We start from the raw sequence: 26934 nt of genomic DNA, 5'->3' as shown, positions 1-26934 counted from the left end.
ATTTTTCTCATTAATTAGAAATAATGCGGTCAAATATTAAAAGCGGGAAAAGAATATGAATCAATTCAATCCACCGAAATATGTCAAAGGCCTCCATATTAAATTTGGCGAAAATCCATTTGTTCTCCTTGCTCAATTTGCCTTCTCAGCCACTCGCCAGATGTGGACGAAAGAAGAAATTGAATTGGTCATTCGTATGGCTAAAAAAGGAAATTATATGAATTTGATTAAGATCCTCAAATTACATATCAAAAAGTAAAATAGATATTTCCCCCAAAGTTAATATGAAAAAAGCCATGTAAATGCATGGCTTTTTTTTGATTCAGCAACTCAAGCCTAGCTTTTATTACTTTTTAAATGGAAACGCATATTTCACAATACGTTTGATAACACTGCCGTACTGTTTCACCAAGCTTGCGTTATTATAGTTCAAACCATATTTTTCACATACCGCCTGTACTTTTGGCGCCATTTTACGATAACGACGCGCAGGAACATCTGGGTATAAATGGTGTTCGATCTGATGGCTTAAATGCCCTGTCAAAATATGAAATGCTTCTGAACCGGTAAGGTTTGAAGAACCACGAATTTGACGCATGTACCAATGTCCACGGCTTTCATTTTCAAGTACTTTTTTCGGGAAAACTTCAACATCTTTGGTAAAGTGACCACAAAAAATAATACTAAACGTCCAAATATTACGAAGACCATTCGCCACTAGGTTCCCTGTAAGCACCGGTAATGCTGCAGGCCCTGCAATAAGCGGGAAGAACACATAGTCTTTAAATAATTGCTTGCCGATTTTGGCTTGCATTGGTTTCCATTCTTCTTTGGTTTGCTGTTTTGTTTTACGACCTTTGAAGTATTTACCCAATTCAAGGTTTTGAATGGCAACACCCCATTGGAACAATAAGCAAAATGGAATGCTATAAATCGGTTGTAATAGATAGCCCGGCTTCCAACGCTGTTCTGGGAACAAACGAACGAGACCATAACCAATATCATCATCCATACCTTTAATGTTGGTATAGGTATGATGTTTAAAATTGTGAGTTTGGCGCCAGTTATCTGCTGTCCCTACGATATCCCATTCGTAGGTCTGACCATTGAATTTAGGATCATTCATCCAGTCATATTGACCGTGCATGACATTATGACCCAATTCCATGTTTTCCATGATTTTGGCAAAACCTAAAAGACCTGTGCCCAAAATCCACGCTGGTGGGAACCAACCTGCAAACAATAAAGCACGACCCGCCATAGATGAATAACGAACTGTCGAATACACACGGCGAATGTATTTCGCGTCTTTTTCACCTAAGTCATCTAAAACTTCTTGCTTAATCGCATCAAGCTCACGCGCAAGTTCGTCTAATTGCGATTGGGTTAACTCACGGTTTTTGGGATTTTTAAAATATTCAATTTTTACAGGCATGTTCATATTTTTCTACCTTATAAATCAATAACAAGATCTGACTGTGCTGAGTTCACACAAATTTTGAGTAAATTACCCGGCTCTGTATTTTGGCTACCATTGACCATATTTTTAGTCGAACCTTCCACTTTATTGCAGGCACATTTATTACAAATGCCCATACGGCAACCGTGATTTAGTTTGATATTTTGCTGCTCAAGACTGGCTAAAATTGATTGGCCTTTTGGAATACTGACGGTTTTATTGGATTGTGTAAGTGTGACATTCACAAAGCCAATCTCATCCGTTGCAATTGGGCTCATGCTAAATGCTTCACTCATAAAGCATTGTGCATGATCAAATAACGCTTCGGCCTGAGTGACGAAACCCGATGGACCACATGCAAACACAGTACTGTGCTCAATGTCGTCAATTTGAGCAGCGTGAGCGGCATTTAATCGTGGATCAGCAACTTCTTCTTGGGTAAAGAAAATTTGAAATTTAAAGTTTGGATATTGATTTGCCAAAGCTTCGAAGCGTAATTTGAATGCGGCATCATCGTGATACTTAACCCAATACATTAACTGAATTGGTTGCTCCGCAATTTTCTTGGTTTTGCTCATCGTTTTCAACAAACTTAACATTGGCGTAATACCACTACCCGCAGCCAATAGTAGCAACGGCGCAGAATTTGACACCAAAGTCATATCACCAAAAGGCTGACCAAATTCTAAGATATCGCCCACTTGCGCTTGTTCTACGAGCCAAGTACTCACAATACCCGTATTCACTTTTTTTACACTAAGCAATACGTGTTGATCATCTAACTGAGTCAAACTATAAGTACGTTCGTAACGGATACCATTTACGCGAGCAAAAACAGGATGATGCTGACCAGCTTCGCCAATTTTAAATAAACGGTTCACCTGTATGGTTAGGCTGACCATCTCATTTGCTGCATTTTCTTTTTGTACAATTTTGCCGAGTGCCTGATTACCAGACCATAACGGATTAAATTTCTGCAACCAGAAATTTACCGCATTGACGTCTACAACACTGTCTTTGATTGCGTTTAAAGGCTTTTTCGCTTTTTCGAGTACATGCATAATCAAATACAACTCATGGGAGGTTTTTAATTATTATACACATGTATATATATTTGTATATACGCTTGTGCATTTAATCGACATTTTCACAAAAGCTATTAGCAGACGCTATAATATGTTAATGTTTTTAATCTATTAAAAAATATGACTCAGTCTGCACAGACGAATATGGTTAACATGTACCAGGAAGATTTACATTCTGAAGCTGAAACTCCACTTACAGTTCGCACTGTAGGTCGTAAAGCAACAATTACCAAGGAAGAACTGTTTCAGGCAGCGCTTAATTTAATTGGTCCACAAAAAAGTATTTCATCACTGAGTTTGCGTGAAGTTGCACGTGAAGCTGGCATTGCTCCAAATAGTTTCTATCGTCATTTCAAAGATATTGATGAATTAGCCATTGAGTTGATTGATCGAGCTGGCGGTGTGTTACGTCAAATTTTGCATGAAGCACGCCTTCAGGCATCACGCCAAAGCAGTATTATTCGTAGTTCAGTTGAAGTATTTATTCAGCAGCTAGATGCCGATGAAGGCAACTTAAGCCTGTTGCTTCGTGAAGGCTATACTGGTTCGCATTCTTATAAAAATGCAGTTGAGCGTCAACTCAACTATTTCCAACAAGAATTAAGAGAAGATTTAATCGTCCTAGAGCGTTTAAATCAGAGCAAGTTGGCTCATCCTGACATCGTGGCACGTGGTATTACCCAATTGGTGTTTAACATGGGTGCGAAAGTCATTGATCTACCGACAGAACAACGCAAAGAAGTTGCCGAACAAACCATGATTATGATTCGTATGATATTGGAAGGTGCTCGCCATCTAGACGAAGCCCAAATTCGCTAAAAATTAACGGTGAGAAAAAAAGAAGACGTTCAGGTCTCCTTTTTTATGAGCAAAATATATTTTTCTAATGCTGTAAGTACTGCATGACGTGTAGCGCTGTCTGTTTCGGCTGCTCAAGTGGAAACATGTGCCCACCATCAACCACACTATAATCTATACCATAGGTTTTCTTCATTCCGTCAGGCAAACCTTGTTTATAAAAATGGCTGTCATTTGCGGTGATAAGGTGTACAGGCATTTGAGGGGCTTTCCGTGGGGTACGCCACCACCATGCAGGCACTGTACGGAAAATTTGTGCTTCGACGGCTTTTGGAATGCTGAGGGTCACGCCACCGCGTTTTTCATCAGCTTGAATGCCTTGTGCAAAGTAATCTTCAAAACACTGCGAATCAAAACTTTTAAATAAACGATTATTCCGCAGAGCCGTATAGGCTTCATCCAAATTTGACCAATGATCATTGCGCTTCAGTGTAATTGCTGCAGGCGTGATTTTATCGACAGTTTTGAGCTTTAATTTTTGCATGCCTTCAAAAATGGCGGACTTAGGACCGATTACAAAAGGTGGATCCATAATAATCAGTTGTGAAAACAAATCTGGACGTTTATAAGCCGCCATCAGGGTGACTAAAGAGCCAAAAGAATGCCCTAGCCCAATCACTTGTTGCTTTGGAAATTGGTGCTCAATATCTGCGATGACTTGATCGACCAAATATCGCCAATCTTTGGTGATCGGATAGCGCTCATCCATACCAATCAGCGGAATCGCCTTCACATCAAATTGCGGTGAAAAGTAGGATAAAAACTTTCGATAACTCGCGGCAGGAATACCATTGGCATGGGTAAAATGGATCGCGCTTTTCATCTAAAACTCATCCAATCAACTGATGATGACCCATCATAAAGAGATCAATACGATTTAAACAGGACTCAAAGAGCTTATCTAGATGACCTAAAAGTCAGTATGCAGATTATTTTTGTGAACCGACCATTGATTGATTTGGTAAGAAGGTTGCGCCACAAGTGGTTTTATCTCCAGCAACCACAACACCACGCCCCTTTACCGTTGTACTTTGATCTGCCGCGATCGCAGCCACAGTCGAATTACATTTCGGGCAATAATGTTTCATGCCATTTAAATGCACCGCAATACCATTAATCACAAATGAAGGTTCACATTCTGAAACCACACCACCGTGTGACGTTTTACTACCTAAGGTAATTAAGGATTTCATATTTTTATTTTCTTCTAACGAACTGCTGAAATTTGAAGCATTTTAACGGAACTGCCCTCAACTCGCTAGCATCGAAGTATAAATTTAACCAAGCCAAAACTTTACTTAACTAAAGCATCAAAACACGACATTAAGACAGTTCGTGAACAATCATTTGATTATGATGCTATCGCTATATGTCCGAATACATTTAATCATTTCACTTTCAGGATTCAATCGATATCAATAACGACAGTTTATGTCGCGACGCCGATTCTTTTACTAATCAAAGCATGTATATTGGGTCTAGCAATGAGCATGAAGCGTAGCGCCCTATATTAACAATTTCATATTTAACTGAGCTACGAATCAAAAAATGTTGCATTTCTACGCCATGATTAACCTTAGAACGTTCTTAGACTAAACACATTATCCAAAACCATTTGTAGAAAATTTTAGATTCCAAACGTAGCGCCATTTCATTTTATAACGCAGATAAATAAAGCATAACCATTCTATTTTCAGGAGGTTTTATGATTTTAATAGATGACTTTGATTTAATCCAACCGTAAAAAGTCATCGTGTTAGACCATACACTAGATGAAACAACCCTATTAACAGAAATACTGGCCTTGTGTAAGACTGCAGACCCAGAGCTCATCGTGGCGGAAAGCAAAGAGGCTGATTTAGTTCTACGCTTATTACCTGAAATACATGATTATTGTGGTGCCATTGCCTTAAAACAGCCGCTATGTAATGACATCGACTTTGATTTACTTAGTGTTCATTATGTAACACGCAGCCAAGCAGAACGAAGTACGATCCAAATTCAGTTAGCAAAAAATCATCCTGACTATACAAAGCTTGATGGCATATTTTATATGTTGGATGAAAATGAAGATTTTGATCAAGCTGTAGAATTGCTGAAGAATAGTTACTTTTTTTATGCCGATGTCGACAATTTAGATTAAAAAAATAATACAAAACTAAGATTTAGCTTAAATCTGTCGTGATTAATTTTACAGTTATAATTTTAGCCATAAAAAAAAGCACCCGAAGGTGCTTTTTTAAGATTCTTAACTTATGGCTTAACCACTACCATAATTTGAATCGCTTCTGGTGTAACCGCTAGACCATCAAGCAGTGTTAAACCTTCTTTTTGCAGTTTTTGTAAACGTGCAATTTCGTCTTCACGAATACTTGGGTTGAACTGCTTCAAATAAGTCAAACGGTCAATTTCATACTGCCATTTGCTACCATAGATTTCTTTGGCTTGTTGTTTAAAGCCCGGTAATGCACCACGAGCAATTTCAAGCGCTTGCGTATAACGCTGTTCAATGACATCACGACGCGCCTTAACCACTTGGCGGCAACTGTTGCCATCAAGATGATGTAAATAAGGACGTAAAATTTCAGGTGCAATTTTTTGCGATAAATCCTGACCTTTTTCGCTTAGTAATACACGAACCAACTGTTGTGGCAAACTTGACGGCAAATTCAGTGCTTTCGGTGCAACGACATCGACTTTAAACCACACTTCCATTAACACAGAACCTTGTGGTAAAGCTGCTGATTTCAATACAGCAACGTTAGTACTACCAAAGCTTTGTGTATTAATCATTTCCATCACACTTTCAGTGAATGGATGCTCAAGTGTTAAATACTGAGCATCTTCACGAATCTGTGCTTGGTCACGATAGAACGTCGCCGTCATACCTTCTTCGTCCAAAGTCAGACCTTGAACTTGCATTTGATCCGTAGGTTTGATGATCACGGTACCATTACTTTGCTCATCAAAATCAATGTTTGTAGACGCCATGAAGCGCTTCATAAACATTGGTAAGGTTGTATTGTCGTCGTAGTCTTCAAGTGCAGTGACAATTTCTTGCGCTACAATTGGACGGCAAGAGTTGTACTCAAGTAAACGGTCACGACCTTCTTGAAGTTCAGCTTCAAGTGCTTCACGTTGTACACTCACCGCTTCGAGCAAATCTTCAAACTCTTGACCTTTATCTGCCAACAAACAATCTTTCAGATTGACAATGAAGTTTTCTTGTAAGGTTTGCGCAGTCGGCGAGATATTACAGAAAATATTTAATGCTTCGTTATACCAACGGAACATACGCTCTTGAGCAGTACCAACCAAATAAGGCACATGAATTTGAATACGATTTTCTTGACCAATACGGTCTAAACGACCAATACGTTGTTCAAGTACGTCTGGGTTGGCAGGTAAGTCAAATAACACAAGGTCCGATGCAAACTGGAAGTTACGACCTTCAGAACCAATTTCTGAACAAAGTAAAATTTGCGCACCGTATGACTCTTCCGCAAAGTAAGCCGCTGCTTGGTCACGTTCTAATAAACTCATGCCTTCATGGAACATCGCTGTGCGAATACCCGCATGCAAACGAAGTACATTTTCTAAAGACTCAACCACTGGACCACTGCGTGCAATCAATAACACTTTTTTGTGTTTCAGGTCTGTACGCAGACGTTCCATCAACCACATCACACGTGGGTCAGTTTCCATCCACGAGCCATCAAGCTGCGCTTCTTCAGGCCACATTTGTTCACGTAGCTTGCCATCTTTAGACCAGTTTTCAGGTGCAGGTAATGGCGCAGGCTGACAGTCACGACCTGGGAAGCCTTGAATCGCTTCACGGGTATTACGGAATAAAATACGACCTGTACCATGACGGTCTAATAACTCATGAATAGCACGGAATCGTTGTTCTGGCTCGTCAGTAATTCGATGACCTAATAGGCTTTCAATCGCTGCCAAATGCCCTTCTTCGAGTGGCAGATCAGACATCAGCACTTCAGCAATTTTAGCTGTTTGGTGATACTGCTCCTCTTCATCCAAGAAACGATCAAGTGAACTAAAACGTTGTGGATCAAGTAAACGTAAACGTGCAAAGTGACTTTCCACACCTAATTGTTCAGGCGTTGCGGTTAGTAACAAGACACCCGGCGTTTTTTCAGCAAGTTCTTCAACAAGGTCATAACGGTCATTGCCGCCTTCTTCTTCTGACCACATTAAATGATGGGCTTCATCGACCACGAGCAAATCAAAACCAGCTTCAAGCGCTTGTTCACGCAAGTCATCATGGTCGATCATCAAATCAACACTAGCAATAATGCATTGTTCAGTTAAGAATGGGTTGAGGTCTGGATCGTGTTCTTTAATCGAAGCTGTACGCGTCAAGTCAAATAATGAGAACTCAAGATTGAAACGACGACGCATTTCAATCATCCATTGATATTGCAATGAATCAGGTACTAAGACCAAGATACGTTCTGAACGACCCGTTTTGAGTTGCTGATGAATAATCAGACCAGCTTCGATGGTTTTACCCAGACCAACTTCGTCAGCAAGTAATACACGTGGAGCAAAACGTTTACCCACTTCATGCGCAATATACAGTTGGTGTGGAATGAGACCCACACGTGAACCCACTAAGCCACGTAAAGGGCTAGACTTCATATTGGCTTGAAGAAGCAGTGCTTCGATACGCAGGTCATACCATTCTTTATAGTCCACTTGGCTTGCAAGTAAACGATCTAATGGTTTTGCTAACTGAATACTTGCACCAATACGTGTTTCATTCAGTGCTTTACGCTCTTCAGTACCATCGGCAAGTTTACGTACCGCGTTATAACGAACCACACCACCACGGTCTTCAAGCGATTCGACAATCCAAATTTGACCTTCTTGGTCTTGGACTTCGTCATTTACATTGAAAACAATACGAGATAAAGGCGCATTGTGACGGGCATAGACACGAGTTTCATCACTTTTTGGGAATAAAATGCTGACCGATCGCTCATCAACATCAATAAGAACACCTAAACCCAGTTCCGTTTCTGTATCTGATAACCAACGTTGACCAATAGCAAACTGCTGCAATTTTTCCACCTTTTTCTCAAGTTCGGTCTGAAAATATTATGCTCAAACTGTGAACGTTATTTGAGCAAAAATCTAGACCATAAAGCAATATATTTTGACATAAAGCCCACTAAATAGTGAGCAGAATTCTTAGGGATTTAAATGATTTTCCTAAAATGGTACAGGACAGTGAAATTCCACTGTTTGCTCTGTTTCAGGATGGTTAAAACTTAAACGCTCAGCATGTAAACATAAACGCGGCATCAGCTTCTGTTGCTCAGGTGTTGCATACAAAGTATCACCAACAATAGGATGACCTAAATATTGCATATGAACGCGAAGCTGATGTGATCGACCGGTAATAGGCGTTAAAACTACACGTGTTACGGCTTGCCCCTGAATCTCAAAATGTTCAGTGGCTTTCCAATGCGTAAGTGCAGGCTTATTATGTGCAGGATCGGCAATATGCAGTGGCGGATGTTCTGGGTCATACACGACGGGTACATCAACAGTACCTTCACCTTCGAGCGTACCCGCAACCAATGCCTGATATGTTTTTGAAGTTTGACGTTCTTGGAACTGGCGTGAAATTCGATTTTGCCCTTGACGGGTTAATGCAAAAACCAAAATACCTGAGGTATCACGATCCAAACGATGGATGAGCAAGGTATTCGGTTCAATTTTTAATAATCGATTGATAACACAGTCTTTTAAATCTGCTGTTTTTCCCGGAACTGTGAGTAAACCTGCTGGTTTATGGATGACCATAAAGTCAGTGTCACGATGTATCAGGTGTTCGGTTAGAAAATTACTCAAAGTTCAATCCAGTTCTGATCTCGAAAAACAAGGCGGCAATAATAAAAAGCTTAGCCAACAATTACAATGCACAAAGCTATATTTCCCGACGTATTTTCCGATTTAGAACAAAAATAATTCCAATTAGCTTTGTTTAGTCTGTACTGAGCAATTTTTCTAGCAATACTTTTAAACTTGCATCCTCTAAAAAGTCTTCATAACGGATGTTTGCACCATTGGCACGCCACAAACCAATTAAGCTGACCATGGCAACGGAATCGAGTCCATAACTGCGTAAATCGATTAAGGGATCTATTTCCAAAGCGTCCATATCTAGCTGCTCTGCAATAGCCAATAATATGCCTTTGGCTGACAAAACGAATTCCGTTGGTGCTGACAGATTCCAAAGCCGCATCAAATTATAACTACTCATATGATGTATACCTTGGCCTGACATGGAGTCCACCCACTGAATATGCTGTTCCTGATTATTCAGCACAATTGCGTCATCAATAATACAGATTTGCTCTGTCACGCTATATAGATGCGGCAAGATCTGTTTCAGCATAGGCGTGATTTGCCCTGTAAAGATCAGCTGCTGGTGTGTTGTTGCATATTCACCGAGCTGCTGCATGCCCTGAAGTAAATCATCGCCATATAAATCGACGATGGGGATCTCTAAAGCTTTGGCTTTATTGGTTAGCTGGATCAAATTTTCCATCAACTGCGTATCTTGTATGCCTTGCTGCATGCGTAAATTTTGTAAACCAACCAGCACCAATACTGACTGTGTTGATGACAGTTGCCATTTCGCTTTAGATGGTGAAAGTTGGATTTTTTTGGGCATTGGGTACAGCATGGGAGATGAGTCAACTAATTATTCATAAATTAAACTTATGCTAGCGTAGATACACAAAAGTAATAAGTTCTTTGCTATTTACCTATGTAAACATAAACATTTCGTACAATCTTCATTATATTAAATGGATTTAATTTTGCTAAGCCTTATATTCTTTAAATGCTTGAAGCATTGCCTTTTTCTGTTCTTTAGAGGCATCTACATATGAGTAAAATCTTTCATAATCTGTTCCAAATTGGCTACTTTCAATTCTTTTCGCTAAGCCATCAATAAAACTTTTTCCTTGAGTCTGATATTGCTGAATCGCTTGTTCATCTAGGCAGATAGTTTTCTCCCAAGAAATTGCACTTATATTTATAAAAACATTGAGATATATATTTTCGCTATCCTCATATAATTCCCAAAAATAAGGTTCTATTTCTATTAGCTGCATTCTACTAGTATTCCTAAACTTTTAATTATTTTTACAATTAACATAATAAACCTTTTACGAAATTCTTGAAATTTACCTATAAGCATCAATATCTTATTAAAATCATCCATTTCAGAGTCCAGCACAATGAAACAGCTTTTTTGTGATTATTCACGTTCGACGCATCATTGGCTATGAAACTATGAATTTTTAAATATAGCTAAACTTAAAAATCTCTAAGGAAGTTTTATACCTGTGCCAAAAACTTCTCAATCGCCTGCTGTGCAATTTCTGCATCCTGAAAAGACTTTACTCCAGACACTCCTATCGCACCCACCAACTGCCCTTCGTACATAATCGGCTCACCGCCTTCCAGCATGCCTGAAAAGGTATCCATGGTCAGAAAACCCATCTGACCGCCTTTAATAATGTCTTCAAACAATTTAGATGGGCGCTTACTGATGGCTGAACATTTGGCTTTTTCTAAGCATAGATTTGCTGTCATTGGCGATGCACCATCCATTCGTTTCATCGCTAACAAATTGCCTGTCTCATCCGTTACCGCAATGCTGACATTAAAACCATTTTCTACTGCATAAGCATGTGCTGTGTTTAATAAAAATTCTGCATCCGCCAAAGTTAAATAATGCTTGGTTTTCATTTAAAAATCCTTTTTCAATGCACGTTCAATCATGCGGCTACAATAAAGCCCACAGCAGGCTGCGGGCTTTATTCTAAAGCAGAATTTGCCGTTTTAAATGAAAATTACTTCATTTCGGCAAAAACTTCTTTCGCCTTTTCAATGGTAAATGCAATATCTTCATCGCTATGCGCGCTTGAGAAGAAGCCTGCTTCAAAAGCTGAAGGCGCTAAGTTTACACCGCGCTGTAACATACCATGGAAGAATGTACGGAATGCATCTACATCACATTTCAAAATTGAATCAAAACCCGTGATTTCAGTTTGATCTGTAAAGTAAATACCAAACATTCCACCTACTTGCTGGGTAAAGAACGGAATGCCCGCTTCGTCTGCAGCAGCTTGTAAACCAGCAAGTAAGCCTGCCAATTTTTCAGTTAAAGTTTCATAAAAGCCAGGTTTACGCAAATGTTTAAACATTTCAATACCAGCACGCATTGCAAGTGGGTTGCCTGATAGTGTGCCTGCTTGATATACCTTACCAAGAGGTGCAATGCATTCCATCACTTCGCGTTTACCGCCAAATGCACCAACTGGCAGGCCTGCACCAATGATCTTGCCTAAAGTGGTCAAGTCAGGTGTTACGCCATAATACGCTTGCGCACCGCCAAGACCGACACGGAAACCTGTCATCACTTCGTCAATGATAAAGACAGAACCATGCTCATCACATACATCACGGATCGCTTGCAAGAAACCGTCAATTGGTTTCACCAAGTTCATGTTGCCTGCAACTGGCTCGACAATCACACCTGCAATTTCTGAACCGAATTTTGCAAAGCATTCTTTCAGCATCGCAATATCGTTGTACGGCAGGGTTAAAGTGTGTTTGGCGAAATCAGCAGGAACACCTGCAGAAGTCGCTTCGCCTTCACCTTTAGTGAGTAAGCCTGAACCCGCTTTAACCAAGAGTGAATCTGAGTGACCGTGGTAGCAACCTTCAAATTTTACAATCTTGTCACGGCCGGTATAGCCACGAGCAAGACGAATGGCTGTCATAGTCGCTTCAGTCCCTGAATTAGTCATACGAACCAATTCAATAGACGGCATAATTTCGCAAATAATATCCGCCAAAGTCGTTTCATGAACGGTTGGCGCACCAAAACTCAAACCATCAACAGCCGCTTCTTGAACCGCTTTAATAATGTCGGGCTGCGCATGACCTAAAATCATTGGGCCCCAAGAGCCGACATAGTCGACATAGCGTTTTCCGTCTACGTCATAGAGATATGCGCCTTGCGCTTTTTCGATAAATACCGGTGTACCACCTACACCATTGAATGCACGTACAGGAGAGTTTACGCCGCCAGGAATATGCTTGCTGGCTTGTTTAAATAATTGTTCTTGCTTAGCAGATAAGCTCATAAAAATTCTCTACTTATTCAATCTAAAAAAATTAAGCTTGTTCAGCAAAAAGCTCAGACCATTCATAAACACGACTGCTGACAGCAGACATTGAACGACCTAATACATCACTAATCACAGCACAAAGATCAGCACCTGCTTCAATCACTTCAGCGGAGTTCTCTACAGTTAAACCACCAATTGCACAAATAGGTACATTTAGTTTCGCTTTGGCTTGTTTTAGCGTTTCTAAGCCAATATTGCCTGCTTCAGGCTTGGTTTCAGTTGCAAAAATGGCACCAAAAGCCACATAGTTTGCACCGTCTGCAATCGCCTGCTCAGCCAGTTCTAAAGAGTTATTACAGCTTCGACCGATCAAAACATTTTTAGGTAAGCGTGCTACAGCTTCAGCAATTGAACCGTCATCTTGCCCTAAATGGACACCCACACTATATTGAACTGCAGTTTCTAAATCGTCATTAATAACAAAAGGCACTTTGTACTGATTACACATATTTTTCATGTATTCAATTTCATAAGCCTGATCTTCTTTTGCCACTTTTTTACGGCGATATTGCAAAACAGCGACTTCATAAGTCGCCATCGCGCCTTCAAGTTTGGCTAAAAGCAATTCTATAGGATCATCATTGGTAATGAGGTATAAACCACGCATAGTTCAATCACAACTTAAAACTTTTGAATATTATAGCGATTAGGTCTATGAAATGTTGCTTGGGGCATAAAATTTTAATATTTTCCCGCTGTGAAAGTTATATTCCTTTTCACAAGACTGCTTATATAAATGTTTAATTGAATTGTCTGTAAAAAATGGAAAAAATCACTATTTTTAGGTATAGAACAAAACTGATACAAATTATCTAATAGCGAAACAGAAGAATACAAAAAACAGCGCATAAAAACAAAACACTTGATAAGAATAAAATATGCAACCTATTAGACTTTTTGGTGCTTGGTAAGAAACGTTTTGGGGAGCGTTCAGAGCATCAAAAAGTCTAGCCTATTTTTTTTTGTGAACATTTTTGTGGTTAAATCTTTCAAACAATAGACCATTTCTAAGGCCATAAAAAAAGCCTAGAGAAGGTCACTCTAGGCTTGGAAAACTGGGGTTTATCGTCTATTTATCTTTCAGATAAACAGTGAATAAACAATATGAACATTATTAGACTAATCACTCTAAACTTACAAGTCATTTACTCAAAAAACTACACCAAAATCAATAAAAATTAAACGTTTGATTAATAAATAATTAACTATCAATCTTATCTAAATTACGGTCTTTTAAGCTTAAGTTCCCCTTCACAATATCAGACAGCATGCGCCAATCGGAAATAAAGCTGTATAAAGGCTGCTTGAAACTTGCCGGCTTATTTTTTTCAAAGAAAAAATGTCCGACCCATGCACAAGCATAGCCTGAAACCAGGCCATAAGCAAAATACTTTGGTTGTCTTTTTAAAATTGCTTTTGCAAAGAAATAGAGTCCAATACTGCTGCCGGTGGCATGTAAACGACGACTCATAATATTTCGATGTTCAGTCAAATAAAATCGATAAAATTGCGAATAGTCACGAATCGGTAACTGAAATTCGGGCTTTAAGTTTCGATTAAACTCGGGTTGTACTTGTGAATTCATGTTGTGCTCATCCTGAACTTATTTTAATCAACATAGCTTAAAATTCGTCCGCGTTAAAGACGTAAAATTTTATTTTGATCCCATGAAAGTCGAACCATTGTGAATTATACAATTGATGGAATATCCATCTTTTAAAACTTTTCTTCGTCCAAAATCAGAGTTTTCAAATCCGTCAAGTCTTACTTCTCAACTGTTTTTCGCTACAATCGATACGCGTTTAGTTGATAGAAAATGTACGCACATTTTAGTTTTTCATTTTTATAAAAATTTAAAGATCGCTTCATGCCAGATCATGAAGTTGTGACATCAGGACAGAAAACCATGGTTGAAGTTGAATTAAAGTTCCAGATTCCAGAAGCACGTCGAACTGCATTATTAAAAGCACTCGATCCAAAAAAATCGGAACAAATTCAACTTAAAGCTAAATATTTTGATACCCCAGATCGAAAAATGGCACAGCAGCATGCAGCCTTGCGTCAGCGTTTAGAAGGAACCCGCTGGATTCAAACCCTGAAAGCTGCAGGTAAAAGCCACATTGAACGCTTTGAACATAACTTAGATTTGGGTGAAGTTGAACAAGCTCCTGCTTTAGATTTATCGGTCTATGCCAATAAAGCTGAAGTTCAATCGGTTTTAAAAACCACTTTAGGCGATCAGCAAGATACGCTACAACTTCAATTTGAAACTGACATTCTGAGAACTTATCGCGTCATAGAGTTTGAAGACGCCAAGATCGAAGTTAGCTTAGATGTCGGCTGTATCCGCAGTAACAGCACAGAAACAGAGGTTCACGAAGTTGAATTTGAACTTAAAAGTGGCTCTATTCAATCGCTTCTAGCCTTTAGTTTTGAATGGGTTAAAAAGTACCATTTGTGGTTAGACGTTCGCAGTAAAGCGGAAATTGGTAACTTGCTGGCATTGAATCAAACGGTGAGTCCAGCAGTTGAGGCTAAAGAATTTCAACTCAGTAAAAAAGACACTGCCGCAAAAAACTTACGACTTTTAATTGCACAGGAAATGCAGCACCTTCTGCCTAATATTGCCGCAATTTCTGCAGGTGTGGCTCAGGCCGAGCACATTACACAAGCTCAAAAAGCACTCCATCATTTACAATTAACCATTTCGCTGTTTAAAGATTGGAACAGCGATATCATTGAAAAATGGGCATTGCAATTAGGCGCATTTAAACAGCAGTTTGAACAATTACACCATTTTGAGCACATGCAAAATACCTTGGGTGGCTTTTTACAAAACCCAACGACTTCTGAAAATTTAACCAAAGATATTTTGTATGCCAAAGAGAAGTTAGGCAATTTGGTTAAATCGACTCAAAATGTACATCATTATCTTGAGCTTTTAATGTTTAGTTTGAAAATCGATGATGCACCGCAGCAACATGATTTTAAATGGCATGCTCAAAACACCCTGCAAAACCAATATAAAGCCCTGCAAGAGGCTTTAAATGATGCCGACATTAACAATTTTGAAAGCTTAGATGTGCTTTCTCAGCGCATACAAGAGCTTAAATTTAGCTTCCCTATTTTGACATCGATTTATGATGTAAAAAACTTGCAGAAATACAGTAAAGCGCTTAATGATGCACAAGTCGCGGCTCAGGAATACCAAGTCCTATCTTCTTCTGCACAATATATTCAGCAAACAGAGCTGGAAGCTAGCGATTGGTTTGTTCTCGGTTGGTTGACGGCAAAACAAGAGGTTTATGCAGATAAGCTATTAGACGCGACAGAACAATTCCTTGTCAGTCGAAAACTTATTAAATAAAACCTAAGGGAGATTCAATGATTCTCCCTGTTTATTTGTATCCTACATTGTCATATAGATATTCATTTGTTGATCATTCAGATTCAAAGTCGGCTATTTTCAATTCATCATTTCCTTAGTTTGACTCAGTTACATTGAAATATTTTGAGAACCTATTATTTTTGTTTTCTGGATAAAAACTTTTAAAATAAGCTATCTGAAAACTTAGATTCAGGGTGGTTTTATGTTGAAAAGTCACATACCTGTAATTTATCCCCTATTTTCATTTTCACTTATTTTTATATTTTTCCCAATACTGAGTGCTTGTAGTGAACAACATAAGCCTGTGCAAAGTACCGAATTAAGGCGCACGGCATCCTTACAAGTCGAAAAGCCGCTTTCTCCAACTCAAAACTTTGATCAGACACGACGAACCTTTAAAGTCCTGCGCAATAATAATGAGGACTATGGTGATGAGTCTTACCAAATCAAAACCGATGCTGGCACACTGAGTATTTACAGCATGAACTTGAATCCGCAACAAGGTCAGCTACTATCTAGCGTCAAGTCTGGAGAATGTCTCACCCTATCGAGTCAAAGCGACAATTTAATTGCGGTTGACGGTTATATCAGTGTGATGGAATTGGGCGACATTAAAATTCATCCCTGCAAATAAACTTCAATATAGTATTTGCATATCAGTCATTCAAAAAAACTAAGAAAATTGCCTTAAGGCTACACTGCTATTGGGGGTTTAATTCATAATCCATACTGATTTAACCTTGTGCTAATAACCCCCATGATTTCATGGCATTACTCACCATGCGTTGTAATTGTGTCAAGGCCATACCATCACGTGCTTGTATCGTCATCCCTTGCAATAAGGTCATATAAAAATCAGTCAATTGCTCTGCATGAGCCAAACTTTCAATTTCGGCATTTGCCATAGTGGCTATTTTCACATTAGGGCGTGGATTACATAATCCAAAGCATCCTTGTGCAGCGAACTAAATTCACGTTCTAAGTAATATCGTCAACATATTTAATTAACTGATGTTACGCGCGTAAAAGTAATTACGCATTTTTAAAATGATTTTTAAGTCTATTCGACGGAGTCTTACATCTAGGGTTTAAATAAAGGGATTAGCCTTCGGCTGGAAGTACTCTTACGAAACGTTGTTTCTCATTCGGCAAAAGTACCCAAAACCATTGTCATCCGCAAAACTCGTTCACTAGCGTCTACTTATTCAAAGTATCGCAAAAACATCTTTAAATAGATGTAGTTCTGTCTCAAACACTTGCGGATGACGTTGCCGCGTATCGCTCTTTTATTTGAATCAAATGGCGCTTCTGATGTTACTGCGTAACATCAGTAATTAACGATATTTATTAATTAACGATATTTCCCAAAGATTTTCCACGTATTGTTATCTGCTAAAGGGTCACTATAGCTATCGCTACGGGCTTTACGTGGTTTGTCACGGGCATCCACCAATTTAAACTCGTTTTCGACACTAAGTACAATGCCATTCACATAAAAACGAGTACGGGTATAATCACTTTGCCCATGTTGAAATACATAGGTTCTGAGGTCAATAAATTCACGGTGTCCGACCAAGGCTGCCGTGTCATCGCTGTCAAGCCAATGTCGCATCGCTTGAATTTGATCTGCTTCAAACTGCCCACATTTTTCAACTAAGCTGGCAATACCCCGAAAGGTTTTAGATTCTTTTGCACGTGTTTTGTTGATTCGAATACGATCCACATGAAAATAAAAAAGCGGCAGATTCAAATGACTCGGCAAATGGATTGCATCAAGGACTTCATCTTCCACAAAGGGTTGAAATAAGTCTTGAGCACGTTCAATTAAACCTGTCCACTGTGCATAATATTCGGCTACTTCAGACTGCGTACCATAATAAATGGGCAGCCCTTCTACATTGGCTAAGGTTGAGGGCGGCCAAATATTTTGTCGAAGTAATGCAATATCACTTTTCAGACTTTGCACTGCGATTGCGTCTTGCATGAAGCATTCCATTGTACTTAGGCTATTTTTAGATTAAGTCAAAGGTTTAGTTTCTGCAAGGCTTTGCCTATAATACTGCATTAGATTTTTATGCTAGGACACATTCATGGTTCAAAAGATTGAAGCTACTGATGTAACCGAAGAAGAAGCGTTGAATGCAGCATTCTTTGAACGTGCGGATGAATTTATTAAACAAGCCAATGAATTTTGTCGTGTTGAAAAAGGTTCTCAAGTCAAACCTGCAGAAATGCGCGGTCAAGTAAGTGCTGCCATGTTATTTGGTACTGCTCGCTTTAATACTTGGGTTGCTGCAAATGGCTTCAAAGATGGCAAAGAAATGCGTGATGCCAAAGATCAAGTGATGTCTTATATTCTTCAACAATTTCAAATGATGCTTGAAGATAATTATGATGAATATTGCGAACAGTTTGAAAACTATCTTCGCTTCCGTCATAACGAAGAATTCCATGCAAATAAGCATGATCACGACCACGATCATCAGCATTAATCAAAAGCCCTTCGGGGCTTTTTTTATACAACTTCTCTTTCACAAAGCTTTGATTTAATATTTAGTCATAACGTTGTATTTTCATCATTCATGCTATTTTCAGTGCCTCGCGTATTCGGAAATACAATGAAATACGCAAGAAATGGACATGGTTTTAAGGACAAGGATAGCAATGCAGACGCTCGATTTTGCCATCGTGGATTCACATATACATCAATGGGATCCATACAATACCCCACATGCCGCTTCACTTGCCGTGAAATTATTGGGTAAACATCCCTACTTGCTCGACAAAATGATGCGCTTAGTTAAGCCGCAAGAGTTAATTGACACAGTTGGTTTAACCAAACATGTGACGACACCGTATTTGCCTGAAAATTATAAGCAAGATGCAGGACATTATCTGGTCGATCAAATCGTACATGTAGAAGCGAGCTGGCATGACCATAAAGGCAAAGGGGTGGTTGGTGAAACAAAGTTTATTGAATCTTTAGACTTTAATGCTCAAAAGATTAAACTTGGCGCCATAGTCGGCACTGCAGACCCATGTGACAGTAGTTTTAAGAAAATTCTTAAAATGCATAAACAAGCCTCCCCACATTTTCGTGGCATACGAAAAATGGCAGCTGTACATGAAGACCCAAAAGTTCACGCATGGACCAATGAGCCCCATCTCTATACCAATAAAAAATTTATGAAAGGTTTTGAAGCCCTTGCTCAAATGAATTTAAGTTTTGATGCATGGGTTTATTCAGACCAAATTCGTGATTTAACCGCTTTAGCACGTGCTTTCCCTGAAACATCTATCGTTCTGGATCATTTTGGGACACCTGTCGGTGCCTTTGGACCTGTCGGCTCACATACAGGCTTAACCCAAACTTCACGTGACAATATCTTGTTTCGTTGGAAAGATGATTTAGCTGAACTGGCAAGTTGCCCAAATGTTTATACCAAAATGTCTGGTTTATTCATGCCTGTGCTGGGTCATCAGTTTCATAAAGAACAACGCCTTGCATCCAAACAAGAGATTTTCGATTGCGCCTTCCCGCTTATTTCGCATGCTCTACAATGCTTTGGGAAATACCGTGTGATGTTTGGCTCTAACTTCCCGATGGATAGTGTGAGTGCATCCTTGGTGAATATTATTGACGCCTTTTCAGATGCGGTCGCGAGTTATGATCCTGATGCGCTGACTTTAGTCTTCCAACAAAATGCGCGTCAGTTCTACCGCCTATAAGTTCATTAAGCTATTTTGCTATCAAGCTATCCATTGCGGCTCAAAAAAAATCCTCCATCTGGAGGATTTTTTTATTCGGTTTATTTTTGAGTAGATTTTGCGGCTTGACCATATTGGTCAGACATCACTTCAACCAAATGTTCAGGTTGAATATATTTTTTAATGACAGCATCAACATCCGCCTTGGTCAAAGCAGCAATGCGTTGATCACGTTTTTCACGATAGTTTAGGTCACGACCTTTTTCTAACTGTGGAATCAACATGCTATGAATGCGACGGTCATCTTCAAGTGCAGTTAAACGCTTTTTCAAAATACTGGCTTTGGCCGCTTCTACTTCCTGTTCCGTCACGCCATTTTTCAATAAGTTTTGCAAAACTTTATGAACAGACTGAGAAACTTGTGCTGATTTACCCGCAGTGTAGTTTGCATCAATACTCAGTACACCCGAATTCACCCATTCATCAAAATTAATGTCTGCACTAAAACCATAAACCAGTGCATTCTTTTCACGTAACTCTTGAGCTAAACGTGAAGACAACTGTGAATCACCAAGTATGTGGCGTAATACTTGTAGTGCAGGAGAATCAGTATGCTCCACACCTACAGGTAGAGTCATAATCGCTTGGTAACTACCAAACTCACGCTGTTCAGACAATGCATGCACTTTCTGTGCAGGATATGCCGTAAACGTAGACTCTAAGCGTTGATATGGCTCGCTGGTTTTCCAATCTGCAAATTCTTTTTTCAGAATTTTTTCAATTTGCTTAGTATCAAAATCACCAGTTACCGCAATTTGTGCATGCTGTGTTTTAAAGAATTTTTGATGTAACTGCTGCACTTGATCACGTGTAGCCGACTCAATTTGTTTTTTCGCAAGTTCAGGTTCGAAGTGATAACGAATATCCCCCGGCTGATAGATCTCGACAATACGCGACAGCGTCATTGCAGCAACGGTATCCGGCTCTGTATAAGGTCGATCCAAACTCGATAAACTTTGCGCTTTAATTAAATCAAATTGTGACTGTTCAAATGCTGGAGCTTTAATAACATCAATAACATATTGCAAAAAATCAGCAAATTTTTCTTTACGTGCAACCACCTGAATCATGAGACCATTATCATTTGCACTGACCGTTGCACCGCCACCAACATCAATAATTTTATCGGCAATTTGCTGTAAACTTTGATCTTTAGATGCACGGAACATGAGATAAGCTGTCAAATCTAGCAACTCACCTTTATTCATTAAGCTTTGCGCTGTACCAAAATCCAATGCAATCGTAGCATAGGTCTTGTCATCACGAGTTTTGGTTGGAAACAATGCATACTGAATGCCGTTTTTAAATTTAGCGCGCTGAATCTGTTTTTCTTTCTGATTTAAATATTGCTTAGACTCTGCAACGTATTGCTTCACTTCAGCACGATAAACACTCGCATCTTTCAACGGCTCTTCTGCAGGCGCTTGCTGATCTAAAGTTTCAGCAGGTTTTGACGCAGCCTGTTGCTGTGCTTTCTTCTGGTCTTCAGGTGTTGGTAGAATATTTCCTGTGACACGGTATTCGGGCTTTAGAAAGTCCTTATACACCTGATTCACGTCGCTTACATTTAGCTTTTGTACTTTATCTAAGTCTCGGAAATATTGAGACCAGTCCCCGTTATAAGCCACAGTATAAGAACTAAGACGCTCGCCAAGTGCTGTTGCGCTATTTTTGACATTGTCAGCCATATTTCGAGTCAGGCTTTTAACACGGTTTAGCTCGACGTCATTAAAGGCTTTATTCTGCTCTACACCTTGTGCCAGACTGGTTGCCACTTTGTTAGCATCATGACTTGGGCCATATATCGCCCCCATAAACACCAAATTAAAATCTTTATCTAACCATGTGGTCGATTGAACTGCGGTTGCTGTCCCTGTTTCCACCATGCTTTGGTACAAATGTCCACTTGGCTGTAAGGTATACAACGTTGGAGATACAGCCAAAGCAGTTTTAATTGGTTCGACTGCACCATTTAAATAAATATTAAATTTGCCAAAGTCACTGCCCTTATGAACGGTAAATTCGCGTTGCTTTAATTTCGTTCCATCTAATTTAGGGACTTTGGCTTGTTCAGGAATTTGACGTGCGGCAATTGGGCTAAATTGTTGATCAATTTGTTTTAATACAGCCGCTTTATCAAACTTACCAGAAATCACCATCACTGCATTATTTGGCACATACCAACGGCGATAGAACTGGTTTAATTCGTTCATATTGATCGATTGAAGTTCTTTCAAATCACCAATCGGTAAACGACCTAAAGATTGATTGCCATAGGCTTCTTTTAAAACTTGGTCGATTAAGACGGAAAATGGCTGATCTAAACGAATTTCACGTTCACGCTTAACGATATCAATTTCTGTTGGTACAAACTTTTCCTGAAGTACCAATTTATCCATCCGTTCTGCTTCTAAATGCAAAACTTGATCGATTGAACTTTGTTCAGGACGAATCACATTGGTATATTTCGTTGAATAATAATCCGTACTGGCATTGGTCATCAGCGTGAATTGGTCTAAGCGACGCTGAAATTCATCACCTTTGACATTTTCAGTGCCTTTAAAAGCCAAATGTTCAAGCAAATGCGCTAAACCACCTTTGCCCTCAGGGTCATTTAATGAACCCGTGAAATACACCGTATTCATAAACACTTTGCTTTCTTTATCGTTTTGCGCCAAAACCACACGAAAACCGTTGTCTAATTTATATTCTTCAATGGCTTGTTCAGTTTTAACCAATACAGGTTGAGCAAAGAGGCTTGTACTTAAACCTGCAAAAAAAAGTGAAAGCGTTAAATGTTTAATACGCATGTAATTCAAGTGTCCTTTATATTTAGTATCGATCAGCGCAGTGCTGTCGATCAGATTGGTTTTGATTTTATGCTGAGCTTTTCAGGATTAATAGTTACTTTTTATTAAATACATGCCGCAGATTTCGACAGCATGTATTTGATTTATGTTCAGATATAAATGTCCGACTGCATATACAAACACGCATAGCCTGAGATTTCTATACGGTCATTTTCAAGCATTTGACAGTGTAGTTCACCACCACGACTTGATGCTTGATATGCCAAGATCTGACTTTTTTGTAGACATTCTGCCCAAATGGGCACAATTCCGGTATGAATAGAACCCGTAACAGGATCTTCATTGATGCCATTACCCGGTGCAAAATAGCGTGAAATACAGTCATATTGCTGGGCTGCCGCAGTGATTGCAACATCAGTGATCGTACCCGGCGCTGTGATGGCGGTGCGGATTTTGCCAAGACGTTTTAAAATTTCAAAATTCGGTTGTTCGTCCAAGACTTGTTGAGCCATTTCGTATTCCACGATATACGCCTGCGCATTCTGATAAACCTGCTTAAAAGGTTGACTCAACCCTAGACGTAGCTCTTCAGGATATTCGCTCACGACCTGTGCCCGACGCACAGGGAAATTCATCAGAATTTTTCCATCTTCAGCTTTATTTACGCTAAAAATACCGAGATTTTTGACATGAAATTGGATATTTTTTTCTGCAGTATAAAACTCAAAAAGCACATAACTGCTGGCCAATGTCGCATGTCCACAAAAGTCCACTTCAGTGGTCGGTGTAAACCAACGAATTTCATAATTACTGCTGTCAATTTTTTTCACAAATGCAGTTTCAGACAGATTATTTTCCAAAGCAATCTGTTGCATCAAGTGTTCATCTAACCATTCATCCAACACCAAAACCGCCGCTGGGTTGCCTTTAAATAACACTTGGGTAAATGCGTCCACTTGATACATTTTCATTGATAGAACTCCTGATTTAGTGATTTATATTAAAGGCTTTTGAAAATATTTCATGCGTTATATGCTATGTAGCAACACTTTTTAATAAAACATCTAAGTTTTAGATGAACTTAAATATAGGTACAATTTTGAAAACGCATATTCACCCTGTTCCTTTAGAAAAATCATACCGACTTTTAAATCATGGGCCGACTGTGCTCGTCTCTGCTCAGGATCAAACCCATACCGGTGTGATGACTGCGGCATGGGCATGCGCCTTAGAGTTCAATCCTGCAAAAGTGACGGTAGTACTGGATAAATCAACTAAAACACGTGAGATTATCGAGAATTCAGGCTATTTCGCCTTACAAGTACCAACACTAAAACAACTCAAACTGGTCTATGCACTTGGCATGATGAGCCAACGTGATGCGCCAGAAAAATTACGCCAATGTGGCGTGGAATTATTTCAATTTAATAACTCAAATATTCCTGTGGTTGAAGGTTGTGCTGCTTGGCTACTGTGCAAACTTATTCCTGAGCCGCACAATCAACAAGCGCACGATCTGTTTATTGGCGAAGTCATTGCTGCCTATGCAGACGACCGCGTCTTCCGTAACGGACATTGGTATTATCATGAAGTAGCAGATGAATGGAAAAGCCTACACCATGTTGCTGGCGGGCACTTTTATACCATTGGTAATCCCGTATCTGTAGACGAGACACCAGACTAAAATAGTGCTATGAACTCTGTCGTTTACCTAAGGTTGAAAATCAATAATCATCCGTTTTGAGCATTTTCATGCTAACTTTAACTTAATTTTAAATATTGAATGAATGGATATGACGTTTAAAATACATACATTGGATGTCAAAAATTCACTGCAAAATTATATTTGGCTGCTTGAACACACCGAAAGCCATGATGTCATTGCAGTAGATCCTACTGAAGCTGCCTTGGTCGAGCGCTATTGTCAGGAACATCAACTCAATCTTACGCAAATTTGGCTAACGCATTGGCATAAAGATCACGTCGGTGGCGTACCAGAACTTATTCAGGATAAAAACATTGCTGTTTACGGTCCCCGTGCAGAATTGAGCCGTATTCCATGGGTGAATTATCCTCTCGATCATAATGACCGTTTTGAATTTCATGGTCTTGAAGTTGAAATAACAGCAACGCCCGGCCACACCCTCGGTCATATCGTATATTTTATCGATGACATTCATACACTTTTCTGTGGCGACGTATTATTTGCTATGGGCTGTGGACGTGTATTTGAAGGTACTTTTCAACAAATGTACGATTCATTGAACCGTATTGCCGCATTCCCTGCAGAAACTCAAGTGTATTGTACTCACGAATACACCCTGTCGAATGCGCAGTTTGCGCGGCATGTTGAACCCGACAACCTTGCCATACAACAGCGTTTTGATGAGGTTGAATCCCTACGCATGCTTGGACAATGTACTTTGCCAAGCAGCATTGAATTAGAACTAGAAACCAATCCATTTTTACGCGCAGAAAGTGTTGAAGCGTTTCAGCGCTTAAGAGAACTTAAAGACAATTTTTAATTGGATTGAGAGTTTAATGAATTTAAGATTTCATCACAAATATACTGTTTTTATTTGTGATGAATATTTCGGGACGATTTATCATTCTATATTTATAAAATTTGATTGCTTGCAGCAAACTCATCCAATTCAGCTTGAGTCACAACTCGAACGGCTTGCATTTCATCGATACGTACCATCAATAAACCACCTAATGCCGGCTGATAACGTCGTGCACTACCAAATGGGTGTATATGCCACTTTGGATTGCTCCGAAAAGACCAACCAATCTTCATGTCCAAGCATCACCGCAACAGGCGTCTGTCCCGCTTGTTGCATCTGTTCAATTTTTGCTTTTACAGCGTGCTCAATGTTCTGCATGCGTTCAATCTACTTATACTAATAGAACATAGTATAAAAGCTTTTCGACAAATCTTGATGTGAAATAGCTTTGCATGCTCACCTATCCAGTTAATTTGGCTGTGAACAAGTCTTTATTTGCAATCAATATTGCACGCCCAAACAGCTGTGCATTCTAAGCCAAGCAATCGTTTATTTTGCGCACAGCTTCTCTATAGGCATAGGATAGATTTTAAGCCAGCAGTTAAAAACCAAATTTTTAAAATACGTTATATTTACTTACATTAAGTTTAGCTTGTTATAAAACAGCAATTTAAATGAATTTATACAGTTTACAAGCCGATAATCTGTTTATTTATCCATCAAAATTTCATATTTTAAATAAAAGTTTTCCCTTTCCCCTTTAAAAAATATTTTGACACCCCTATTTAATATTTTAATGATTGATAAGGAGTTCGCTCGTGAAAAAAGTGGTTAAAGCAAAAAATTTAGTTGCCTTCCGTCTTTGGTTGGAAAAGTTAGGATATTCTGTTCGCACACTGGCAGATAATCGTGGATTTACATTCAGTTTTAAAAAAGAATATGGTCTAGTGACTGTAGACTTGTCTGGTAATGCTTTGGCCATGCAGCTCGGTGAAGAGTTTGAAGATCATTTAAAGGCATAATCTGCTCTATAATTTATTCGAACGATTTGAAATAAATGATTTAATTCGATTGATTCGAATCCACATTTCTAAATTTGCCCGTATATGCGGGCTTTTTTTCACCTTTGTTTTACTGACACATTTTTATTGATTTAAATTTCAGACAATAAAAAAGCAAGATTAGACATCTTGCTGTATCTCTTGGTTCATCATCTTTCATTAGATTTATTTCATTAGATTATGTCTTCAAAAAAACCACGTTTGAGACACTGATTTTTTTCGAATTTCAAAAACAAAAAAGCAAGGTATAAAACCTTGCTTAATCTAATGGTGGGGACGGAGAGACTCGAACTCTCACACCTCGCGGCGCTGGAACCTAAATCCAGTGCGTCTACCAATTTCGCCACGTCCCCAACAGGATTGCTGACAATGTCAGACTTTAATTTGTTTTAAAAACCTGTTTATTTGGCAACTTAATAAATTAAGTGGTGGGGACGGAGAGACTCGAACTCTCACACCTCGCGGCGCTGGAACCTAAATCCAGTGCGTCTACCAATTTCGCCACGTCCCCAACAGGGTTGCTGACAATGTCAGACTTTTTAAAACTTGGCAGAGGATCAAGGATTCGAACCTTGACGAACGGTTTTGGAGACCGTCATGCTACCATTACACCAATCCTCTGTAACCTTCATTACCAAACTCATGTTTAGTAATTCAGTGGTGGGGACGGAGAGACTCGAACTCTCACACCTCGCGGCGCTGGAACCTAAATCCAGTGCGTCTACCAATTTCGCCACGTCCCCGATGGCTGTGTATATTATA

Annotated in this window: 26 protein-coding genes, 4 tRNA genes and 1 pseudogene; 10 read left to right on the top strand and 21 right to left on the bottom strand. The window is 39.3% G+C overall.

Going from position 1 to position 26934, the window contains the following annotated elements; all coding sequences use genetic code 11:
• Positions 1 to 55 precede the first annotated feature (55 nt).
• Positions 56 to 259, top strand: coding sequence for a hypothetical protein (locus FTT98_RS01435; protein WP_078188800.1), 204 nt, complete (start codon positions 56 to 58; stop codon positions 257 to 259).
• Positions 260 to 346: 87 nt separating this feature from the next.
• On the opposite strand, the gene FTT98_RS01430 is transcribed toward FTT98_RS01435, so the two are convergent.
• Complete coding sequence (locus tag FTT98_RS01430) at positions 347 to 1441, bottom strand: acyl-CoA desaturase (protein ID WP_180040084.1); 1095 nt, start codon at positions 1439 to 1441, stop codon at positions 347 to 349.
• Positions 1442 to 1452: 11 nt separating this feature from the next.
• On the bottom strand, positions 1453 to 2520 hold the full coding sequence (locus tag FTT98_RS01425; protein WP_180022037.1) for a ferredoxin reductase: 1068 nt from the start codon (positions 2518 to 2520) through the stop codon (positions 1453 to 1455).
• 144 nt (positions 2521 to 2664) lie between these two features.
• Between FTT98_RS01425 and fabR the strand changes: the two genes are divergently transcribed.
• On the top strand, positions 2665 to 3363 hold the full coding sequence (fabR, locus tag FTT98_RS01420) for an HTH-type transcriptional repressor FabR (protein WP_078188804.1): 699 nt from the start codon (positions 2665 to 2667) through the stop codon (positions 3361 to 3363).
• A 64-nt stretch (positions 3364 to 3427) separates the two neighbouring features.
• Here the strand turns inward: fabR and FTT98_RS01415 are convergent, their stop codons facing one another.
• Both FTT98_RS01415 and FTT98_RS01410 read right to left on the bottom strand, forming a co-directional pair.
• A complete protein-coding gene (locus FTT98_RS01415) occupies positions 3428 to 4225 on the bottom strand; it encodes an alpha/beta fold hydrolase (protein WP_180003806.1) in 798 nt (265 codons plus the stop codon).
• A 106-nt stretch (positions 4226 to 4331) separates the two neighbouring features.
• A complete protein-coding gene (locus tag FTT98_RS01410; protein WP_078193592.1) occupies positions 4332 to 4595 on the bottom strand; it encodes a PAAR domain-containing protein in 264 nt (87 codons plus the stop codon).
• 560 nt (positions 4596 to 5155) lie between these two features.
• On the opposite strand from FTT98_RS01410, the gene FTT98_RS01405 reads away from it, so the two are divergent.
• Entirely contained in the window at positions 5156 to 5545 is a 390-nt protein-coding gene (locus FTT98_RS01405) for a hypothetical protein (protein ID WP_180040086.1), read from the top strand.
• A gap of 110 nt (positions 5546 to 5655) precedes the next feature.
• Here FTT98_RS01405 and rapA read toward each other — a convergent pair whose 3' ends face one another.
• The 8 genes from rapA to FTT98_RS01365 form a co-directional block, all read right to left on the bottom strand.
• Positions 5656 to 8493 carry an RNA polymerase-associated protein RapA gene (gene rapA / locus FTT98_RS01400; protein ID WP_078188819.1) on the bottom strand — a complete coding sequence of 946 codons (2838 nt, stop codon included), beginning with the start codon at positions 8491 to 8493 and terminating at the stop codon, positions 5656 to 5658.
• A 141-nt stretch (positions 8494 to 8634) separates the two neighbouring features.
• Positions 8635 to 9279: an RluA family pseudouridine synthase gene (locus FTT98_RS01395; RefSeq protein WP_180040088.1), complete on the bottom strand. Its 645-nt coding sequence runs from the start codon at positions 9277 to 9279 to the stop codon at positions 8635 to 8637.
• Positions 9280 to 9412: 133 nt separating this feature from the next.
• Complete coding sequence (locus FTT98_RS01390; RefSeq protein WP_180176875.1) at positions 9413 to 10117, bottom strand: phosphopantetheine-binding protein; 705 nt, start codon at positions 10115 to 10117, stop codon at positions 9413 to 9415.
• Between the two features lie 139 nt (positions 10118 to 10256).
• Positions 10257 to 10550, bottom strand: coding sequence for a hypothetical protein (locus tag FTT98_RS01385; RefSeq protein ID WP_180040092.1), 294 nt, complete (start codon positions 10548 to 10550; stop codon positions 10257 to 10259).
• 226 nt (positions 10551 to 10776) lie between these two features.
• The gene (locus tag FTT98_RS01380) at positions 10777 to 11190 is read right to left on the bottom strand and encodes a heme-binding protein (RefSeq protein WP_180040094.1); all 414 of its coding nucleotides are present in this window, start codon (positions 11188 to 11190) and stop codon (positions 10777 to 10779) included.
• 104 nt (positions 11191 to 11294) lie between these two features.
• Positions 11295 to 12593 (bottom strand): glutamate-1-semialdehyde 2,1-aminomutase, encoded by a 1299-nt coding sequence (hemL, locus tag FTT98_RS01375; protein WP_180040096.1) that lies wholly within the window; start codon positions 12591 to 12593, stop codon positions 11295 to 11297.
• 31 nt (positions 12594 to 12624) lie between these two features.
• Positions 12625 to 13245, bottom strand: a complete 621-nt coding sequence (thiE, locus tag FTT98_RS01370) for a thiamine phosphate synthase (RefSeq protein WP_180040098.1) — start codon at positions 13243 to 13245, stop codon at positions 12625 to 12627.
• Between the two features lie 594 nt (positions 13246 to 13839).
• Positions 13840 to 14223, bottom strand: coding sequence for a DUF962 domain-containing protein (locus FTT98_RS01365; protein ID WP_168378946.1), 384 nt, complete (start codon positions 14221 to 14223; stop codon positions 13840 to 13842).
• A 321-nt stretch (positions 14224 to 14544) separates the two neighbouring features.
• Here FTT98_RS01365 and FTT98_RS01360 point away from each other — a divergent pair, with 321 nt between their 5' ends.
• Together FTT98_RS01360 and FTT98_RS01355 are read left to right on the top strand one after the other, a co-directional pair.
• On the top strand, positions 14545 to 16005 hold the full coding sequence (locus FTT98_RS01360) for an inorganic triphosphatase (protein ID WP_180041340.1): 1461 nt from the start codon (positions 14545 to 14547) through the stop codon (positions 16003 to 16005).
• 223 nt (positions 16006 to 16228) lie between these two features.
• Entirely contained in the window at positions 16229 to 16660 is a 432-nt protein-coding gene (locus tag FTT98_RS01355; RefSeq protein WP_168378945.1) for a hypothetical protein, read from the top strand.
• A gap of 100 nt (positions 16661 to 16760) precedes the next feature.
• Here the strand turns inward: FTT98_RS01355 and FTT98_RS01350 are convergent, their stop codons facing one another.
• Together FTT98_RS01350 and FTT98_RS01345 are read right to left on the bottom strand one after the other, a co-directional pair.
• Positions 16761 to 16931, bottom strand: coding sequence for a hypothetical protein (locus FTT98_RS01350; RefSeq protein WP_180002979.1), 171 nt, complete (start codon positions 16929 to 16931; stop codon positions 16761 to 16763).
• Between the two features lie 446 nt (positions 16932 to 17377).
• Entirely contained in the window at positions 17378 to 18010 is a 633-nt protein-coding gene (locus FTT98_RS01345; RefSeq protein WP_180007293.1) for a hypothetical protein, read from the bottom strand.
• A 106-nt stretch (positions 18011 to 18116) separates the two neighbouring features.
• On the opposite strand from FTT98_RS01345, the gene FTT98_RS01340 reads away from it, so the two are divergent.
• Positions 18117 to 18518, top strand: coding sequence for a DUF3144 domain-containing protein (locus FTT98_RS01340; protein WP_078188837.1), 402 nt, complete (start codon positions 18117 to 18119; stop codon positions 18516 to 18518).
• A 172-nt stretch (positions 18519 to 18690) separates the two neighbouring features.
• Positions 18691 to 19755 carry an amidohydrolase gene (locus FTT98_RS01335; RefSeq protein ID WP_180007295.1) on the top strand — a complete coding sequence of 355 codons (1065 nt, stop codon included), beginning with the start codon at positions 18691 to 18693 and terminating at the stop codon, positions 19753 to 19755.
• 80 nt (positions 19756 to 19835) lie between these two features.
• On the opposite strand, the gene FTT98_RS01330 is transcribed toward FTT98_RS01335, so the two are convergent.
• Together FTT98_RS01330 and FTT98_RS01325 are read right to left on the bottom strand one after the other, a co-directional pair.
• Entirely contained in the window at positions 19836 to 22604 is a 2769-nt protein-coding gene (locus FTT98_RS01330) for a pitrilysin family protein (protein WP_180041338.1), read from the bottom strand.
• A gap of 149 nt (positions 22605 to 22753) precedes the next feature.
• Positions 22754 to 23575, bottom strand: a complete 822-nt coding sequence (locus FTT98_RS01325) for a PhzF family phenazine biosynthesis protein (protein WP_180041336.1) — start codon at positions 23573 to 23575, stop codon at positions 22754 to 22756.
• Positions 23576 to 23679: 104 nt separating this feature from the next.
• On the opposite strand from FTT98_RS01325, the gene FTT98_RS01320 reads away from it, so the two are divergent.
• Positions 23680 to 24288: a flavin reductase family protein gene (locus FTT98_RS01320; RefSeq protein ID WP_180002988.1), complete on the top strand. Its 609-nt coding sequence runs from the start codon at positions 23680 to 23682 to the stop codon at positions 24286 to 24288.
• A 109-nt stretch (positions 24289 to 24397) separates the two neighbouring features.
• A complete protein-coding gene (gene gloB / locus FTT98_RS01315; RefSeq protein ID WP_180002990.1) occupies positions 24398 to 25129 on the top strand; it encodes a hydroxyacylglutathione hydrolase in 732 nt (243 codons plus the stop codon).
• Between the two features lie 92 nt (positions 25130 to 25221).
• Here the strand turns inward: gloB and FTT98_RS01310 are convergent.
• A pseudogene (locus tag FTT98_RS01310) lies at positions 25222 to 25447 on the bottom strand (hypothetical protein).
• Positions 25448 to 25929: 482 nt separating this feature from the next.
• Here FTT98_RS01310 and FTT98_RS01305 point away from each other — a divergent pair.
• On the top strand, positions 25930 to 26133 hold the full coding sequence (locus tag FTT98_RS01305; RefSeq protein WP_078188846.1) for a hypothetical protein: 204 nt from the start codon (positions 25930 to 25932) through the stop codon (positions 26131 to 26133).
• A gap of 307 nt (positions 26134 to 26440) precedes the next feature.
• On the opposite strand, the gene FTT98_RS01300 is transcribed toward FTT98_RS01305, so the two are convergent.
• The 4 genes from FTT98_RS01300 to FTT98_RS01285 all read right to left on the bottom strand — a co-directional run bounded on the left by FTT98_RS01300 (position 26441) and on the right by FTT98_RS01285 (position 26915).
• Positions 26441 to 26525: transfer RNA gene (locus FTT98_RS01300), tRNA-Leu, on the bottom strand.
• 73 nt (positions 26526 to 26598) lie between these two features.
• Positions 26599 to 26683 (bottom strand) — tRNA-Leu (locus tag FTT98_RS01295).
• Between the two features lie 36 nt (positions 26684 to 26719).
• Positions 26720 to 26793: transfer RNA gene (locus FTT98_RS01290), tRNA-Trp, on the bottom strand.
• A gap of 37 nt (positions 26794 to 26830) precedes the next feature.
• Positions 26831 to 26915, bottom strand: a tRNA-Leu gene (locus tag FTT98_RS01285).
• Between the last annotated feature and the right edge of the window lie 19 nt (positions 26916 to 26934).

The organism is Acinetobacter sp. YH12039 (assembly GCF_013420015.1).
Taxonomy (GTDB): Bacteria; Pseudomonadota; Gammaproteobacteria; order Pseudomonadales; family Moraxellaceae; genus Acinetobacter; species Acinetobacter amyesii.
The sequence above is the reverse complement of the archived record's forward strand: the minus strand, read 5'-3'. Positions and strand labels throughout refer to the sequence as shown.

Bases quoted from the DNA above. Each gene is read 5' to 3' on its own strand.
- FTT98_RS01435 (WP_078188800.1), top strand. From the start codon at position 56: ATGAATCAATTCAATCCACCGAAATATGTCAAAGGCCTCCATATTAAA.
- FTT98_RS01430 (WP_180040084.1), bottom strand. From the start codon at position 1,441: ATGAACATGCCTGTAAAAATTGAATATTTTAAAAATCCCAAAAACCGT.
- FTT98_RS01425 (WP_180022037.1), bottom strand. From the start codon at position 2,520: ATGCATGTACTCGAAAAAGCGAAAAAGCCTTTAAACGCAATCAAAGAC.
- fabR (WP_078188804.1), top strand. From the start codon at position 2,665: ATGACTCAGTCTGCACAGACGAATATGGTTAACATGTACCAGGAAGAT.
- FTT98_RS01415 (WP_180003806.1), bottom strand. From the start codon at position 4,225: ATGAAAAGCGCGATCCATTTTACCCATGCCAATGGTATTCCTGCCGCG.
- FTT98_RS01410 (WP_078193592.1), bottom strand. From the start codon at position 4,595: ATGAAATCCTTAATTACCTTAGGTAGTAAAACGTCACACGGTGGTGTG.
- FTT98_RS01390 (WP_180176875.1), bottom strand. From the start codon at position 10,117: ATGCTGTACCCAATGCCCAAAAAAATCCAACTTTCACCATCTAAAGCG.
- FTT98_RS01385 (WP_180040092.1), bottom strand. From the start codon at position 10,550: ATGCAGCTAATAGAAATAGAACCTTATTTTTGGGAATTATATGAGGAT.
- FTT98_RS01380 (WP_180040094.1), bottom strand. From the start codon at position 11,190: ATGAAAACCAAGCATTATTTAACTTTGGCGGATGCAGAATTTTTATTA.
- hemL (WP_180040096.1), bottom strand. From the start codon at position 12,593: ATGAGCTTATCTGCTAAGCAAGAACAATTATTTAAACAAGCCAGCAAG.
- thiE (WP_180040098.1), bottom strand. From the start codon at position 13,245: ATGCGTGGTTTATACCTCATTACCAATGATGATCCTATAGAATTGCTT.
- FTT98_RS01365 (WP_168378946.1), bottom strand. From the start codon at position 14,223: ATGAATTCACAAGTACAACCCGAGTTTAATCGAAACTTAAAGCCCGAA.
- FTT98_RS01360 (WP_180041340.1), top strand. From the start codon at position 14,545: ATGGTTGAAGTTGAATTAAAGTTCCAGATTCCAGAAGCACGTCGAACT.
- FTT98_RS01355 (WP_168378945.1), top strand. From the start codon at position 16,229: ATGTTGAAAAGTCACATACCTGTAATTTATCCCCTATTTTCATTTTCA.
- FTT98_RS01350 (WP_180002979.1), bottom strand. From the start codon at position 16,931: ATGGCAAATGCCGAAATTGAAAGTTTGGCTCATGCAGAGCAATTGACT.
- FTT98_RS01345 (WP_180007293.1), bottom strand. From the start codon at position 18,010: ATGCAAGACGCAATCGCAGTGCAAAGTCTGAAAAGTGATATTGCATTA.
- FTT98_RS01340 (WP_078188837.1), top strand. From the start codon at position 18,117: ATGGTTCAAAAGATTGAAGCTACTGATGTAACCGAAGAAGAAGCGTTG.
- FTT98_RS01335 (WP_180007295.1), top strand. From the start codon at position 18,691: ATGCAGACGCTCGATTTTGCCATCGTGGATTCACATATACATCAATGG.
- FTT98_RS01330 (WP_180041338.1), bottom strand. From the start codon at position 22,604: ATGCGTATTAAACATTTAACGCTTTCACTTTTTTTTGCAGGTTTAAGT.
- FTT98_RS01325 (WP_180041336.1), bottom strand. From the start codon at position 23,575: ATGAAAATGTATCAAGTGGACGCATTTACCCAAGTGTTATTTAAAGGC.
- FTT98_RS01320 (WP_180002988.1), top strand. From the start codon at position 23,680: ATGAACTTAAATATAGGTACAATTTTGAAAACGCATATTCACCCTGTT.
- gloB (WP_180002990.1), top strand. From the start codon at position 24,398: ATGACGTTTAAAATACATACATTGGATGTCAAAAATTCACTGCAAAAT.